The sequence below is a fragment of the Blautia sp. SC05B48 genome (genome assembly GCF_005848555.1).
Taxonomy (GTDB): Bacteria; Bacillota; Clostridia; order Lachnospirales; family Lachnospiraceae; genus Blautia_A.
On sequence record NZ_CP040518.1, the window covers coordinates 1620143 to 1637596 of the forward strand.

A 17454-nucleotide genomic window follows, 5' to 3' on the forward strand; every position below is an offset into this window, starting at 1 on the left:
GAAAATTATGGAAAAAAAATATGTTCTTGCGGTTGATCAGAGTACCCAGGGAACAAAAGCGATCCTGTTCGATGTGAACGGTGATCTGGTCTGCAGAACAGACCTTCCTCACAGACAGCTGATCAACGAAAAAGGATGGGTTTCCCATGATCTTTCCGAGATCTACAGCAATACGATCCAGGTTGTAAAGAACCTTGTAGAGAAAGCCGGGATCCAGAAAGAAGAGATCGCGTGTCTTGGAATCAGTAATCAGAGAGAGACATCCGCAGCGTGGAGCCGCAGCACAGGCGAGCCTCTGGCACCTGCCATTGTATGGCAGTGCTCCAGAGCTTCCGAAATCTGTGAGCGTATTAAAACAAACGTGATGATCGATCCTGACCGTGAGCAGAAGAAAAACGGTGGTGTTGCAGAGATCATCCGCCAGAAGACAGGAATGCACCTTTCCCCGTATTTCCCGGCAGCGAAATTTGCATGGCTTCAGGAGAACGTAGAAGAGGTAAAACAGGCAAAAAGAGACAACGATCTCTGCCTGGGAACCATTGACACCTGGCTTCTGTTTAAACTGACAAAAGGCGAGGTTTATGCAACGGATTATTCCAATGCATCCAGAACCCAGCTTTTCAATATCCATAACCTGAAATGGGATAAAGAGATCTGCACCTGGTTTGGCATTAATGCAGATATGCTTCCGGAAGTGTGCGATTCCAGCATGCAGTACGGAACAACTGATTTTGAGGGATATTTCCAGACTCCAATCCCGATCTGCGGTGTGATCGGAGATTCCCAGGGAGCACTGTTCGGACAGGGCTGTATCGAAAAGGGAATGGTCAAGGCTACATATGGGACAGGTTCCTCTGTTATGATGAACGCAGGAACAGAACCGATCATGTCAGATCTTGGTCTTGTAACTTCTCTTGCATGGGGGCTTAACGGCAAAGTTACCTATGTACTGGAAGGAAATATCAACTACACAGGCGCAGTTATCACATGGCTGAAAGACGACATGGGACTGATAACTTCTCCGGGAGAGACTCAGGAAATGTCAGAGCAGGCAAACAAAAACGATACTACATATCTGGTTCCTGCATTTTCCGGTCTGGGAGCACCTTACTGGAAATCCGATGCAAAAGCCATTATCTATGGAATGAGCAGGACAACCGGAAAGAAAGAGGTTGTAAAAGCAGCCCTGGAATCTATTGCTTATCAGATCACAGATATCGTTGAGATGATGAAGGCAGAAGATGGAATGACTGTAAAAGAGCTCTGTGTAGACGGCGGTCCTACAAGAAACCAGTATCTGATGAAGTTCCAGAGTGATATCTTAGGAACAACAGTAAGCCTTCCGAGATGTGAGGAGTCTTCCGCATTCGGAGCAGGCCTGATGGCCGGATTAAGCTGCGGACTTTATAAGATGGAGAGCATTTTTGAGGTGAAGAACCGTAATCAGTTTATTCCATCTATGAACTCGCAGGAAAGAAACCAGAAATACAGCGGCTGGAAAAACGCAGTAGAAAAAGTTCTCGTATAATTATAAAAAATTTCTCAGTATAAAAATGGGAGTTCAGGCAGCGGCATTTGCTTGACCCCATGTGTATGTCAGATTATAATAAAATAACAGGCATTTCCGGATACACTCCAGATGTATCGGAAATGACGGAAAGCCGGTCTTTGTCAGTATCATATGCAGAGGCCGGCAAAAGTTATATTCAGAGATAAATGATCATCCATTTGCAGTGGCAGTGCAGTGGCATCCGGAGATGATGTATGATTCTTCGGAGCAGCTGAAGCTTCTTCGGGCATTTGTGGAGGCAGCAGGGAAGGAGACAGAAGCATGAATATTTGTATATATGGAGCATCCAGTGCAGAGCTGAAAAAGATTTATTATGAGAAAACAGAGGAACTGGGACGGCTGATGGGAAAACGTGGTCACGGTCTTGTTTTCGGCGGCGGAAAAGAAGGTCTGATGGGTGCGGCAGCCAGAGGCGTTGACAGAGAGAATGGTTATATTCTGGGTATTGCGCCGAGATTTTTTGACCAGCCGGGAGTTCTGTATGAGCATTGTACAGAGTTTATTTTTACTGAGAACATGAGAGAAAGAAAGCATCTGCTGGAAAGCCGATCTGATGCAACTATTGTGGTACCTGGGGGAATTGGTACTTATGAGGAGTTTTTTGAGATCCTGACATTGAAGAGTCTGGGACGAATCGACAGGCCGATCGTGCTTTATAATATTCAGGGGTATTATGACAGTATGAGGGCACTTCTGGAGTATACGGCCGGTGAGAAATTCATGTCCAGAGATGTTGTGGGTAAGTGCCGGTTCATGAAAGACCCGGAGGAGATTCTGGATTATATTGAGAATTACCGGAATTATGGTGGAAAGTTATAAAAAGGGTTGTAAGAACAGTGAAAACAAAGTCTGAATTATAGGACAGATTGTAAAGAATACAATAGTCCTATATATGGGACTGCATAAAAATAGGGTTTTTACAGGAGAAGGTATATTTTATGAGGAAGATCATGTTAAATGGCCGGTGGGAACTGGCGGAAGCGGGGAAAGATACATTATGTGAGGTGCAGGTTCCGGGATCTGTGCTTTCCGGACTTTACGGGGCCGGAAAGATCGAAGATCCTTTTTACCGCACCAATGAAGATGCTACGAGGGAACTGTTCTGGAAGGACTATGAATTTGGCAGAACGTTTGTGGTTGCGGAGGATGCTCTGAAAGAAGAGAAAGTGGTTCTGGTCTGTGAGGGACTGGATACACTGACGGATATTTATATCAATGGAAAAAAAGCCGGGTCTACAGACAATATGCACCGTATCTGGAAACTGGATGTAAAAGAATTTCTTCATGCCGGGGAGAATCAGATCCGGATCGTATTCCGTTCCGTATTCAAATATATCGAAGATTATGAGTATGAAGAAAATAAAGAGATCCACTATGTTCCCTGCGGTGGAATGAAAGGAAACCAGCTGATCCGGAAGGCGCACTGTATGTTTGGATGGGACTGGGGCCCTCAGACCATTGATGCCGGAATTTTCCGGGATATTTATCTGGAAGCGTACAGTCATCCAAGGATTGAGGATGTGAAGATTACACAGGTGCATGGGGATGATGCTGTGGATGTGTGTACAACGGTGACTGTAAGCGGAGATGATGTGGATAAGTGTCGGGTGAGAGTGAGTGTCCTGGAGGATGCGGAGAGTGTCTGTGGATGTGATCGTGCAGATTACAAGCCGGAAGCAGGAGGGAAAATAACTCTGACATCCACGATCCATAACCCGAAACTCTGGTGGCCAAATGGTTACGGCGATCAGCCGCTATATAAAGTTCAGGTGGAGCTTCTGGACGAGGGCGGCGCAGTTCTGGAAACCATAACGAAACGCATCGGTCTCCGTACCCTTACCATCAGCCAGGAAAAAGATCTCTGGGGAAAAGAGTTCGCGTTCTGTGTCAATGGCGTGAAGATTTTTGCCATGGGCGGAAACTATATTCCGGAGGACTGTATCTATTCCAGGATCACGCCGGAGCTTCAGGAGTATCTTCTGGAATCCTGCAAACGTGCCAATTTTAACTGTGTCCGTGTGTGGGGCGGCGGTTATTATCCTTCGGATCATTTTTATGATCTCTGTGATGAGATGGGACTGATCGTATGGCAGGATCTGATGTTTGCATGTAATGTTTATGATCTCACGGAAGGATTTGAAGAGAATATCACGAAGGAGATCACGGAGAATGTAAAACGCCTCCGTCATTATGCATCCCTTGGACTGTGGTGCGGAAATAACGAGATGGAGTCGGCCTGGGATCACTGGCCGGAGGTGCAGAGTGAGTCGAAATATCTCCGTGCAGACTACATAAAAATGTTTGAGCATGTGGTTCCGAAAGCTGTGAAAGCAGCAGACAGCGAGACCTTTTTCTGGCAGTCTTCCCCAAGCTCCGGAGGCTGTTTTGATGACCCGGATGATGAGAACCGGGGCGACTGTCATTACTGGGATGTATGGCATGGTCAGAAGCCTTTTACCAATTATCAGAAGCATTATTTCCGTTTCTGTTCGGAGTTTGGCTTCCAGTCATTTCCGTGCCTGAAAACTGTGGAGAGTTTTACGGAAGAGAAAGACCGGAATATTTTTTCCAGGGTGATGGAGAACCACCAGAAAAATCCTGCAGCCAACGGAAAGATCCTGTATTACCTTTCCGAGAATTTCCGTTATCCGGAGAATTTCCGCAAGCTTCTCTATGTGAGCCAGATCCTCCAGGGAATGGCCATGAAGTATGGAGTGGACCACTGGAGACGCCACAGAGGCCGCTGTATGGGTACTCTTTACTGGCAGATCAACGATAACTGGCCGGTGGCATCCTGGGCAAGCATCGACTATTTTGGCCGCTGGAAGGCGCTTCACTATATGGCGAAAAAATTCTATGCGCCACAGGCTGTGAGCATGTGCCGGGATGAGGATACCATGCAGGTATATCTGGAAAATGAAAGTATGGAAGCGCAGCCATATCAGGTTGTTTTTTATGTGAAAAATATGGAATGCGAGATCCTTGAGAAGATTACCGGAAAGGGCACTGTGGGTGTGCAGGAGTCCGGGCAGATCCTGGCGGTGGATGTTTCCAGATGGGAAGACAGGAAGTATAAGATTTTCCTTGAGGCAGAAGTGACACTTGCTGATGGAAAAGTGCTCCGTGATGTGGAGACTCTTGTTCCATATAAATATCTGGAACTGGATAAACCGGAGATCGCCGCTGAGGTGGAGGAGCAGGAGGATGCGTTTGTGATCCATTTGAAGAACAGCTGCTTCAGCCCGTTTACAGCTATTGAATTTACTGATGCGGATGTAATTCTTGAGGATAATTTTTTCCATATGACAGGTGGAGAGGAAATGTGTATCCGGCTTGAGAAAAAAGATATACGAAGTGATGTGTCTCTGGATGCGGCAGAGCTTACACATCAGATGGAAATCCTGACGTTGGCGTAGGAGTTTTATAATGAAAAAGACGCGGCCTTTTATCGGATGATAAAGAGGTACGCGTCTTTTTTGTATGATATTAGGGGGGATTTTTATGGGTTTGTGCGTGTTTGCAGTTTCTTATTCGTAATTTTTATGTCTTTTGAAGAAATCTTTAGTTTCCTTTACGACCACACCGCTCAGGGCAAGAAGAGCGATCAGGTTCGGGAATGCCATCAGGGCATTGAAGATATCTGCGATGTTCCATACAGCTGCTACAGTCATATATGGTCCGATGAATACGCAGATGATGTACAGCCAGCGGTATGTTGTAACTGCGGCTTTGTTTCTGTTGAAAAGGTATTCCAGACATCTTTCACCGTAGTAATCCCATCCGAGGATTGTTGTGAATGCGAAGAATACCAGGCACAGCATCAGTGAGAAGGATGCTACAAACGGCGGGAAAGGAAGACCTTTCTGGAAAGCTGCTGTTGTGATAGCAACACCCTCAAGACCTGTGTTCCATGTCTCTGTGATGACGATGGAAAGACCTGTCATGGTACAGATCACGATGGTATCGATGAATGTACCTGTCATGGATACAAGACCCTGACGTACCGGCTCCTTTGTCTGAGCGGCTGCAGCTGCGATCGGGGCACTACCAAGACCGGATTCATTGGAGAAGATACCGCGGGCGATACCCTTCTGCATAGCCACGACCATGGTTCCCATTGCGCCACCTGCAAGTGCACTTCCTGTGAAAGCAGATTTTACGATAGTCACGATCGCTGCAGGTACTGCTGTGATGTTTGTGATCACGATGATCAGTGCCAGTGCAACATAGAGAACCGCCATAAACGGTACAACGATCTGGGATACCTTTGCGATTCTCTGAATTCCGCCGAGAACGACAAGTCCTACACATACGGTAAGAATCAGACATGCGACTACAGTTGCCCAGGAATATGTATTTCCGAAAAGTGCTACTGTATGTGCTTTATCCGGGTCAAAGAAATTGGTAACTGCAGATGCGATACCGTTTACCTGTGTGAAGGTTCCGATACCGAAAAGTCCTACACCTGCTCCGAAAAATGCAAAGATCTTGGCAAGCCATCTCCACTGTTTTCCCATACCGTTTTCGATGTAGTAGAATGGTCCGCCGAGAACGTGGCCTTCTTTGTCAATGGTACGATACTTGATCGCCAGAAGTCCTTCTGCATATTTGGTTGCCATTCCGAAGAATGCGGCTACGATCATCCAGAAAAGTGCTCCTGGTCCGCCGGCTGCGATAGCAGTTGCGACACCTACGATATTTCCGGTTCCGATGGTTGCTGAAAGTGCAGTACACAGAGCTCCGAAGCTTGTGACCTCACCATCGCCGCCTTCTTCATTTTTTACCATGAATTTCAGTGCCTTTCCGAGGTGCCTTACCTGTAAAAGACCTAACCGAGCGGTTAACAGAATTCCTGTGAACAGGATCAGAATGATCAGCGGAAGTCCCCAAACGACTCCGTCAAACCATGTGATAAAGTTGTTGATTTGTGTAAACATTACTCTTTCCTCCATCCTTTTGCCTGAGAGATTTACAGCATTTTGTGTGCTGCGTACACCTTCGGCGCTCTTCCCTTTTGATTTGAAGAGACTCTCCTGAGTTTTTTTATTTTTGAATGCTGCCAGGACCTTTTTGTGTGCGGCGGTGGCGGTCATTCGTTTTGTGTAGAAAAACACTGTAACACAGAGTATCACATGAATTGATGGATTTCAATGGGTTTTTTAAAAAAAATGCATTTATTAGAAAAATTAATCGACATATAATCGGGAGTTTGGGGATTTTTTATGCCTGCCTGATCTGCCAGTTGTTTTTTTGTTGTTTTTTGAGGTTTTGCGTTTTACAGGGAGTGGTTGGGTGTGATAGAATGAAAGAGCTGTTACAGAGTGATCGTTTGGGATCGTGCTCTGTGTAGTGAGGGCGGATAGTGTATTCGTCTGATATATTTTTCAGAGAGGATGAGGTAGACGGTTTATGGGGGATTATTTAAGAAACATCAACTGGAAGCATGTTCTGATCATGTGTATCGGTAACATTCTGGCCGGTATGGGAATCGCGATCTTTAAGCTGGCTGGTCTGGGAACAGATCCGTTCAGTGGGATGAATATGGCTGTTGCGGCTAAGCTTGGTATGGCTTATGGTAATTTTCAGCTGCTGGTGAATGTTGTATTGCTGGTTGTGCAGGTTGCGTTCGGACGGAAGTTTCTGGGAATCGGTACGGTTGTGAATGCGGTGTTCCTGGCTTATATCTGTACGTTTTTTTATTATATTTTTACGGGTGTTATGGGGCTGGAACTGGTGGCTATGCCGGTGAGACTTGTGGCATTGTGCGTTGGCGTTGCGATTATCTGTCTGGGATTGTCGATGTATCAGATGCCGGATGAGGGTGTTGCGCCTTATGACAGTTTGTCATTGATCATGACGGACAAATGGCCGAAAATTCCTTATTTCTGGCACAGGATGTCCAATGATGTGGTTTGTGCGCTGATTTGTTATTTTGCCGGTGGTGTGATTGGAATTGGTACGCTGGTGACGGCTTTTGGGCTGGGACCGGTGATTCATTTCTTTAACCGGCATTTTACCGGGAAGCTGCTTGCCAGGGTTGATGGTGAGTGAGTTTGTAGTTGTATGGGTTGAGCTGAACTGGCTGCGGAATGTGGCTGGTTCAGTTTTTTTTTTGTGAAAAGGGACGCCCGCCAGGTGTGTGCTGCCTGTCACCGGGGCTTCGTCGGGGGCTGGCTTCTAGGCTGCCGGAATTCTGCTAAAAGCGTTTTCCAAAAGTCCGAACTCGCGTCTTGTAGCCGCTCAGACAGCGGACTTTTGTAAAACAACGCAGATTTCTGGCAGCCAAGAATCAGCTCCCCTCCTGCAGAGTCCGGTGACAGGCAGCACACGCCTGGCGGGCTGGCTTTTCAGGGTGGTAGGGTAGTGTGGCTGCTTGGGAGTTGGATGGGCTATCAGCGCTTCGCTGGATAGCTGGGATGACAGGTTGGGTTTTTATGTGATGAGATATGAGGAAACGATATTAAGAAGCAGAATTGTAATGTTCGTGGTTATGTAAAAAGTGCATATTGCTTTTTGACGGTATTACAGAACTGCTATGATGTGTTAAAATATAAACAATGTTAATATAATACAGTTACATTATTCATTTTATAACTATTTATAAATGTGTTATGATATCCTCTGATGAGAGATATATAATGAACACAGTCGTATGAAATGAGAGTGTTCATGAATAGCTGGCTGTCCGGGTTGCCGGGGCTTATGTGATGAAGGAGAGGATACGATTATGGAATTTAATCATGGCGTTTTGTTTTCAGATACATATCAGAAGAAGCTGAAATCTCAGTTTTATTATGCAGATAAGGATCCGCAGTATGGTGCGAGACTTTTCTTTGAGAACTCCGGTGGTTCTCTGCGGCTTAAGAAGGCGGTTGAGGCTAAGGCTGCTATCGAGGAGTTCCCGGATTGCCCGGAGCGTGCTCGTGGCAGAGGTTTTGATCTGGCGGATTATGTTAAGAATGGTACTCGGGAGATCCTGGAGGTTATTTTTGGTGCAAAGAGTGGTGCTCTTATCACTGAGCTGACTGCTTCCCAGACCATGTTCCATGCGGTTGGTACGATCATGGAAGGTGTTGACTGGGGTAAGAACGCAGTTACTTCTGCTCTGGAACATCCGTCTGCTCATGATGCGGTTGAGTATTACTGTAAAAAAACCGGCAGGGAGTTCCGTGAGGTTCCGGCTAATAAGGTGACTGGTGGCCTTGATCCGGATGAGATCATGAAGTATGTAGATAAGGATACGGTTCTTCTCAGTATTATGGCTGCTTCCAATATTTCCGGTAATATCATGGATATCAAGGAGATCGCACGTCGTGCAAAAGAGATCAACCCGGATATCTACATTGTAAGTGATGCAGTTCAGCATGCTCCTCATGCAGTGATCGATGTTGAGGACTGGGATGTGGATGTCTGCAACTTTGCACCGTATAAGTTCTTTGGTGTTCGTGGCTGCGGTTATGCTTATGTTTCTGACCGTGTTGCTGTGATGCCGCATATCAAGCTGACCTGCAAGGATGATAATGTATGGGCTCTTGGTACTCCGGCTCCGGCTAACTTTGCGGCTATGATGGCGGTTATTGATTATGTTTGCAGTATCGGGAAGCATTTCCTGGGTGATTCTGCACAGAAATATAATAAGCGTGAGCTTTTTGTTGAGGGTATGAATCACATTCATCTTCAGGAGAGAGCGCTTCTGTACCGTATGCTGGAAGGTACCGATAAGGTTCCGGGGCTTCGTCATATTCCGGGTGTTCAGGTTTATGTAGATATGGAGGATCTTACGTACAAAGATCTCATTGTTGCGATGGGTATCGAGGGTATTGAGTATGCAGAGTGTGCAAGAAGATATCTTGAGCACGGTGTTACTCTGTTCGAGCGTGTAAAGAGCAGCCCGTATTCCAAACGTATTGTTGAGACTCTTGGTCTTGAAGGTGCGTTGCGTGTTTCTCCGCTTCACTGTCACGGAACAGATGATATTGATAAGTTCCTGAAGATCACTAAGGATATTGCTGAAGGTAAATAAAAACAGTTTTTGTAAAAAAATGAAACAGGAACCGCCCTTTTTTCATGTTTTGGCATGGAAGAAAAGGGCGGTTTTTTATGTTATAGGAAATTACTTCGTAATGTTCCTATAACATAAAAAAGTCCTCCGGGCAGGATCACACTGCGACGGAGAGGAATAATGTCGCTGAAGCGACCCGTCGCAGGCGGAGAATCCTGCAAGCAGGATTCTTTCTTATAAGGATATTGGGGATTTTTCAGGCAAGTGATACTGATGTGGGATAAATGATAATTATATTGAATAAATGATATTCTGTGCAGGAAATTTCTGCTAAGATAGGATTATCAAAACACACAGTGGGAGGCAGAGATGAAGGAAATTCTTTTTGGTGCGGCATACTACGACGAATACATGCCGTATGACAGACTTGATAAAGATATAGATATGATGAAAAAAGCCGGGATCAATACGGTGCGTATTGCGGAATCTACGTGGAGCACCTGCGAGCCCCAGGATGGGGTGTTTGACTTTTCTCATGTGGAGCGTGTGATGGATGCCATGGAGGAAGCCGGAATCAATGTGATCATCGGAACGCCTACGTACGCAGTGCCTGCGTGGATGGTGAAAGCTCACCCGGATGTGATCGCTACAACGAAAAAAGGCGCAGGGATCTATGGTGCAAGACAGATCATGGACATTACCAATCCGGTATATCTTTTTTATGCGGAGCGTGTGATCCGCAAGCTGATGGAGATCAGTGCCCACAGGAAATGTGTTATAGGTTTCCAGGTGGATAATGAGACAAAATATTACGGCACAGCAGGTAAGAATGTACAGCTGGCTTTTGTGAAATATTTAAGAGAAAAATTTCATGATAATCTGGATGCCATGAATTATGAATTCGGGCTGGATTACTGGAGCAATCGGATTGATGCCTGGGAGGATTTTCCGGATGTGAGAGGAACCATCAACGGCAGCCTGGGAGCAGAGTTTGAGAAATTTCAGAGGACTCTGGTGGATAGATTCTTAAGCTGGCAGGCCGGAATCGTCAGTGAGTATAAGAGAGAAGACCAGTTTATTACTCACAATATGGATTTTGAGTGGAGAGGTTATTCTTACGGAGTGCAGCCGGATGTGAACCATCTGCATGTTTCGGAGGCTCTGACCATTGCCGGAACCGATATTTATCATCCCTCTCAGGATGAGCTGACCGGTACGGAGATCGCTTTTGGTGGGGATATGATCCGTAGTCTGAAGCATGATAATTATCTGGTGCTGGAGACGGAAGCGCAGGGATTTCCATGCTGGACGCCGTATAAGGGACAGCTTCGGCTTTGTGCTTACAGCCATCTTGCGTCCGGGGCCAACAGTGTGATGTACTGGCACTGGCATTCTATCCATAATTCATTTGAGACATACTGGAAGGGGCTTCTCAGCCATGATCTTGCGGAGAATGATACTTACCGGGAGGCTTGCATCATTGGAAAGGAATTTCGGGAAAAAGGCAGTCATATGGTAAATCTCAAGAAGAAAAATGATGTGGCTGTGATGGTGAGTAATGAGGCTCTGACTGCACTGAACTGGTTTGGTATCCAGGCGACTTCCGGGGATAATGGAGAGATCCGATACAATGATGTGGTGCGTTGGATTTACGATGCACTGTACCGGATGAATGTGGAGTGTGATTTCGTCTGGCCGGAATCTGAGGATCTTTCTCAGTATAAGGCGATTTTTGTACCGGCGCTTTATGCTGCACCTGACAGCACTTTAGAGAGGCTGAATCAGTATGTGAAAGACGGTGGCACGTTGGTCGTGACATTTAAAAGCGGTTTTGCCAATGAGAATGTGAAGGTTCATGCAGATGCACAGCCGCATATCCTTAAAGATGCTCTGGGTATCAGCTATGATCAGTTTACCTTTCCGCGCAATGTGAAGCTGTCAGGAAAACTGTATGGTGCGGAAAGTTTGGATGATTTTGCAAGGAGTGCAGATGCAGATATAAATTCTGATGATGCGGATTCGGCAGAGGTTGGAGAAGCCAGGGTCTTTATGGAACTTCTCAAACCGGAAGGCGCAGAGGTGCTTGCAGGATATGAACATTATAACTGGAAAGGATATGCTGCAATAACAAGAAACAAGTATGGAATGGGTATGGCATACTATCTGGGATGCATGACAGATAATGCCACACTTCAGAATGTGATAAAAGCTGTTCTTGGCGATGCAGGGGTAAAGTTATCCGGTTATGAATATCCGGTGATCGTTCGTGAAGGAACGAATGATTTTGGAAAAACTGTCCGGTATTTTCTGAATTATTCTGCAAAGGAACAGTCTGTTGCGTATAAATACAGTGATGGAGAAGACGTACTTACTGGTGAGACGATCAAAGCTGAGTCACTGCTGATCATTCCTGCGTGGGATGTACGGATTGTTGAAGCATGAGAGACTTTTCTTTACCTTGACATCTTCCGCGAGAGCATGCACAATAAAGGTATCATAAACTTGCCGGACAGAAATAAATTATGAAACAAGGGGTGACAAACATGCAGAACATTCTCATTGTAGTAGACATGCAAAATGATTTCATCGACGGTGCACTTGGCACGAAGGAGGCAGCTGCCATTGTTCCGAAGGTGGAGGAGAAGATCCGGGATTTTGACGGAAAGGTATTTTTCACAAGAGATACCCATGAAACGTATTATCTGGAGACACAGGAGGGGAAAAACCTTCCGGTTCCTCACTGTATCCGGGGCACAGATGGATGGCAGATTCGGGAAGAACTGGACGCCTTAAGGAAAACAGAACCCATTGACAAAGAAACCTTCGGCTCCACCGATCTGGCGGGAGAACTGGTTGCACTCAATGAGGATGAAGAAATCGGAAGCATTACTCTTGTGGGACTTTGCACAGATATCTGTGTGATCTCCAATGCCCTTCTGATCAAGGCATCCCTTCCGGAAGTGCCGATCTGTGTTGATGCCACATGCTGCGCAGGTGTAACACCGGAGAGTCATGAGAATGCACTGAAAGCCATGGAGGCGTGCCAGATCAGGATTATCCGGTAAGAAGGATGAAACCGCAGGAAAGGAGGATACTATGAAAAAGAAGCTTCTGAAAAAATTGATGGTCCTTGCGCTGTCCGCAGTAACTGCCTTCAGTGCGGTGCCGGCGGCAATGGTAACAGCCGCCGGTAATCCCTATCCTACAACACAGGATGTGGATCGAGATGGCTTATATGAGATCCCCTGCACACGCTTTGCATGGCAGTGCGTGTATGACAGACAGGGAATCGCGCTGCCTGCATGGGGAAATGCGGTAAACTGGTGGCAAAATGCTATCAACCAGGGCTATGCAGTAGGAAATGAGCCTGTTCCCGGTTCCATTGCTGTATGGAGCGGAGATTATTACGGACATGTTGCTTATGTAACAGCCAATCTTGGAAACAACAGATTTACGGTAGATGAGGGAGGAAGAACGGACAAAGATCAGACATCCTCTCATGGAGTTGCATATGGATATACACTGACCAATGCAGTCGGAGGAAGGCGTCCTTATGATTCCAATAAGGTGCTGCTTGGCTTTATCTATCCGGGCGTTCGTGTACCGGGCAAGCCATATGTGAGCGTGAATCCGGGAAAAGCGAATCAGACTACAACGTTTTCCTGGAATGCAACAAGCTATGCCAGATATTATGATGTATATGTGTATAAAGCAGGAGAATCCAATGCGACGCAAGTTAAGTATGGAGTGAATGGAACAAGTTGGTCCTGCACACTGCCGGCGGGGAATTACAGGGTAGCGGTGGCATCTGTGAATCATGCACAGTATGCATATACATTTTCGGATTCTGTGAATTTCACTGTCCAGGCAGCTCCGGTCACACATACACATAACTATCAGAGAGTAACAGTAAAGGCAACCACCACTGCCAACGGATATACACAGGAGCAGTGCAGCTGCGGAAGTATACAGAATAAACAGATCATCTATTATCCGAAGACAATAAAGCTTTCCAGAACAAGCTATACTTATAATGGAAAAGTAAAAAAGCCAACGGTAAAGGTTACAGACAGCAATAATAAGGTGATCAGTGCAGACAACTATACAGTTACCTATTCTGCCGGAAGAAAATATGTTGGAACTTACCGGGTAACAGTTCGGTTTAAGGGCAATTACTCGGGAACCGTTACAAAAACCTTTAAGATCACCGGAAAAGCTCATAAACACAGCTACAAAAAACAGGTAAAGAAAGCAACTACATCCAGAAACGGATATGTTCAGTATCTTTGTTCCTGCGGTGCGGTGACCGGAAAGAAAACCATCTATTATCCGAAGACAATAAAGCTTTCCACCACAAGCTATACATACGACGGAAAAGTAAAAACACCGAAGGTAAAAGTAACCGGTGCGAATAAAAAAACCATCAGTTCCGGTAATTACAAGGTGTCATATTCCCGGGGAAGAAAAAATGTTGGCACTTATAAGGTAACGGTGAAGTTTAAGGGAAACTACAGCGGAACCGTAACAAAGACCTTTAAGATCAAGGCGAAACCTAAAAACTGGGTTTATGTGGATACGCTTCCAAAGAATATCACTTCCGATAAATATACGATCCAGTATAAACACACCTATCAGAAAACAACCTTCAGCTATGTCAATGATGGTGGTGTTTATGAGTCCGTAAGACCACTGGAGACATCTGCTTCCAGACAGCTGGTGGGCTATTATTACTATCATTTCTGCGGACCGAATACCGGAAAGAATGTAAACTTTGCACAGACGGGCTCTTATGTACATTTTGACAGTGTGGCAGCCAGTCAGGTAACCGTAGCTGCTTCCGGCGCAGATGGAGATGACCCGAGCATTACCTATTATCTGCTGAACTGGAAAGGAAACGGCAGCCGGGTATGGTGCTCCAGCGGAACTACCTGCAACGGCGCCTACGGAAGCCACGGAGCCAGAGGCCAGGCCTGGTACCGCATGAACCAGTACCAGAACAAAAAACTCCAGACTCAGACTACAACCTCCGAAAGTGATTGGACAATCGGTAAAGACAGCACAGCAGTGAAAACCGTTTACCGTTATAAAGCAAAATAGATCATAGATCAGTCATAAATCAGAAACTCCCTCATGTATCAGAAAAACTGATATGTGAGGGAGTTTTTTGATAAATGTGAAGGAGCTTATTTCAAAACGGATCGAAATTTTGCAGTAAGCAACCGACAAAGTTTTACATATATTGTACAGTTTGTGAAATACAGGAAAAAATGACGGGATATCTGCAGCTTGCACCGAAGGTGGGCGGTGACAATATTGCCTGTGTATCCATGTTTGGCTTCCAGGAGAAGATGAATAAACAGGCTCCGGAGGCAGGGGAAAGGATTGAAAAAGAACTGCTGAAGTAAACTGAATATTCTTGTATAAGCTGTCGCATTAATGTGCTACAGCTTATTTTTTTGAAAAATACCGATAAAAATATGGACAAAACCGAAAATAATGGTTAATATATACACATGCCTAAAAAACAAAAAATGAAAATTATACGAAATATATAATATAAATCCGGCACAGAAAAAATATATATAGACATATTTACAAAGCGACATCGTGGATATCAATACCGGAGGAAGTGGGAAAATAACGGGAGGAAGAGAATATGTTGAAATTTTTTAAAGGAAAAGATAAAGGAAATTTAATTTATGCACCCTGCAGAGGAAGAGTGGTTCCCCTTGCAGAGGTTCCGGACCCTGTTTTTGCGGATAAGGTACTGGGTGACGGTTTTGCAGTGATCCCGGCAGACGGCAGGATATATGCTCCGGCAGACGGTGAAGTGGCAATGGTATTTGATACTCTTCATGCAGTTACGCTGACAAGCACTCAGGGAGCGGAAATACTGATACATATCGGACTGGATACAGTCACACTTAAGGGCGAACCCTTTAAAGCGCACGTTGCAGCAGGTGACAAGGTTAAAAAGGGTGATCTTCTGATAGAGGCTGATCTGGACAAAATCGAGAAAGCCGGTTTAAATACAATTATCCCGGTTCTGATCTGCAACACAGATGATTACGGAAAGATAAGCCTCCAGAAGGAGGGGGATGTTTCGGCGGATGAAGCCGTCCTCAAGCTTTCATGATCATCTTCATGCAGCTGACAGGCTTATAACAGCCCGGAGATAGTAGTAATTTTCGGGGTGTTATAACCGGAGTGATCCGGTCAAATATATTTATTTTAAGGGAGGGGAAATATATGAAATTTCTTCAAAAACTGGGAAAAGCGTTAATGCTTCCAGTGGCAGTACTGCCAATCTGTGGTATCCTCATGGGTATCGGATACTGGTTATGTCCGGCAACCATGCAGGGTGGAGACATTCACGGCGCAGCCAATCTGATAGGTCTGTTTTTGGTTAAGGCAGGCGGAGCGCTGATCGACAACATGGCGATCCTTTTTGCTATCGGTGTTGGTGTCGGTATGTCAGAAAAGAATGACGGAACCGGCGGAATTGCTGCACTTGCATCCTGGCTGATGCTCACAACACTTCTTTCTACAGGATTTGTTACAACCATCATTCCATCAATCGCTGACAGTGCAACAAAAACTCTTGCATTTGACAAAATTGCGAATCCTTTTATCGGAATCCTTGCCGGTATCATCGGATCTACATGCTATAACAAATTCAAGAGCACCAAGCTTCCTGACTGGCTGTCATTCTTCAGTGGCAAGCGTTGCGTAGCGATCATCGCAGGAGTGGTTTCCATTGTCGTATCTGTTGTATTACTGTTTGTATGGCCATTACTTTTCAGTGCACTTGTAGCATTAGGAAAAGCGGTTGCAGGTATGGATGTTGTTGGTGCAGGTATCTATGCATTCCTGAACCGTCTGCTGATCCCTACCGGATTACATCACGCACTGAACAATGTATTCTGGTTTGATACCATCGGACTTGGCGATCTTCAGCACTTCTGGGCAGGTGAAACTTCTGCAGATGTATCCTGGAGCCTTGGAATGTACATGTCCGGATTCTTCCCATGTATGATGTTTGGTATTCCTGGTGCAGCACTTGCAATGGTTAAATGTGCGAAACCTGCAAAGAAAAAAATCGCGATCGGTCTTGTTGCATCTGCAGCAATTTGTGCATTTATCTGTGGTGTAACTGAGCCGTTCGAGTTTGGATTTATGTTCCTTGCTCCTGGCCTCTATGTGATCTATGCATTACTTTACGGTATCTTTACCATGATCACAGTTGCTCTTGGATTCCGTGCAGGCTTCAGCTTCTCCGCCGGTGCGATGGATTTACTTTTCTCATCCTCACTTCCGGCAGCACAGAAGACATGGCTCATCCTTCCTCTTGGAATTGCAGCATTCATCGTATTCTATGTTGTATTCCTTTTTGCCATCAAGAAATTTGATCTGAAGACTCCGGGAAGAGAAGACGATGACGATCTTGAGGCAGAGAAGAATATTGAGCTTGCAAATGATGATTATACTGCTATTGCCGCAAAAATCCTTGAAGGCTGTGGCGGAAAAGAGAACATCACAAGCATTGATAACTGCATCACAAGACTGAGACTTGAGGTTAAGGATATTACAGCTGTAAATGATAAAGTGATCAAATCTGCAGGTGTTGCAGGCGTGATCAAACCTGGAAAAACTTCTGTACAGGTTATCATCGGAACCAAGGTTCAGTTTGTTGCAGATGCATTTTCTGAGCTTTGTAAATAATGGCTTTTTTGGAGTCAGGTATTTGTTAAAATAATTATGGGGCAGCAGCAGAATTGTGAAAACGGTTCTGCTGCTGTTTTTTTGTATACCTTATATTGACCGATACTTTCAAAAAGCGTACAATGTTACTTCGATAAAAAGCAATAGGTCATTGCATTTA

Annotated in this window: 11 protein-coding genes, 1 pseudogene and 1 riboswitch; of the genes and pseudogenes, 11 read left to right on the plus strand and 1 reads right to left on the minus strand. The window is 45.3% G+C overall.

The window, feature by feature from the left end:
* The first annotated feature begins 7 nt into the window (after positions 1 to 7).
* The 3 genes from EYS05_RS07495 to EYS05_RS07510 all read left to right on the plus strand — a co-directional run bounded on the left by EYS05_RS07495 (position 8) and on the right by EYS05_RS07510 (position 4986).
* Entirely contained in the window at positions 8 to 1528 is a 1521-nt protein-coding gene (locus EYS05_RS07495; RefSeq protein ID WP_138276921.1) for an FGGY-family carbohydrate kinase, read from the plus strand.
* A gap of 303 nt (positions 1529 to 1831) precedes the next feature.
* Entirely contained in the window at positions 1832 to 2389 is a 558-nt protein-coding gene (locus EYS05_RS07505; protein ID WP_138276922.1) for a TIGR00730 family Rossman fold protein, read from the plus strand.
* Positions 2390 to 2508: 119 nt separating this feature from the next.
* A complete protein-coding gene (locus EYS05_RS07510; protein ID WP_138276923.1) occupies positions 2509 to 4986 on the plus strand; it encodes a beta-mannosidase in 2478 nt (825 codons plus the stop codon).
* Positions 4987 to 5097: 111 nt separating this feature from the next.
* Here EYS05_RS07510 and EYS05_RS07515 read toward each other — a convergent pair whose 3' ends face one another.
* On the minus strand, positions 5098 to 6507 hold the full coding sequence (locus tag EYS05_RS07515) for an alanine/glycine:cation symporter family protein (protein ID WP_174235839.1): 1410 nt from the start codon (positions 6505 to 6507) through the stop codon (positions 5098 to 5100).
* 1 nt (position 6508) lies between these two features.
* Positions 6509 to 6616, minus strand: a riboswitch (glycine riboswitch).
* A gap of 363 nt (positions 6617 to 6979) precedes the next feature.
* Between EYS05_RS07515 and EYS05_RS07520 the strand changes: the two genes are divergently transcribed.
* From EYS05_RS07520 to EYS05_RS07555, 8 genes and pseudogenes are all read left to right on the plus strand, one after another.
* Entirely contained in the window at positions 6980 to 7621 is a 642-nt protein-coding gene (locus tag EYS05_RS07520; RefSeq protein ID WP_138276925.1) for a YczE/YyaS/YitT family protein, read from the plus strand.
* A gap of 676 nt (positions 7622 to 8297) precedes the next feature.
* Positions 8298 to 9593, plus strand: coding sequence for an aminotransferase class V-fold PLP-dependent enzyme (locus tag EYS05_RS07525; RefSeq protein ID WP_138276926.1), 1296 nt, complete (start codon positions 8298 to 8300; stop codon positions 9591 to 9593).
* A gap of 348 nt (positions 9594 to 9941) precedes the next feature.
* Positions 9942 to 12014, plus strand: coding sequence for a beta-galactosidase (locus EYS05_RS07530; RefSeq protein WP_138276927.1), 2073 nt, complete (start codon positions 9942 to 9944; stop codon positions 12012 to 12014).
* A gap of 101 nt (positions 12015 to 12115) precedes the next feature.
* Entirely contained in the window at positions 12116 to 12637 is a 522-nt protein-coding gene (locus tag EYS05_RS07535; RefSeq protein WP_138276928.1) for a cysteine hydrolase family protein, read from the plus strand.
* A 31-nt stretch (positions 12638 to 12668) separates the two neighbouring features.
* Positions 12669 to 14669, plus strand: a complete 2001-nt coding sequence (locus tag EYS05_RS17370) for a CHAP domain-containing protein (protein ID WP_158293318.1) — start codon at positions 12669 to 12671, stop codon at positions 14667 to 14669.
* Positions 14670 to 14860: 191 nt separating this feature from the next.
* A pseudogene (locus EYS05_RS07545) lies at positions 14861 to 14977 on the plus strand (sugar phosphate isomerase/epimerase); the annotation flags it as partial.
* 251 nt (positions 14978 to 15228) lie between these two features.
* Entirely contained in the window at positions 15229 to 15708 is a 480-nt protein-coding gene (locus EYS05_RS07550) for a PTS sugar transporter subunit IIA (RefSeq protein ID WP_118626249.1), read from the plus strand.
* A 113-nt stretch (positions 15709 to 15821) separates the two neighbouring features.
* Positions 15822 to 17294, plus strand: coding sequence for a PTS transporter subunit EIIC (locus tag EYS05_RS07555; protein WP_118608941.1), 1473 nt, complete (start codon positions 15822 to 15824; stop codon positions 17292 to 17294).
* The last annotated feature ends 160 nt before the right edge of the window (positions 17295 to 17454 follow it).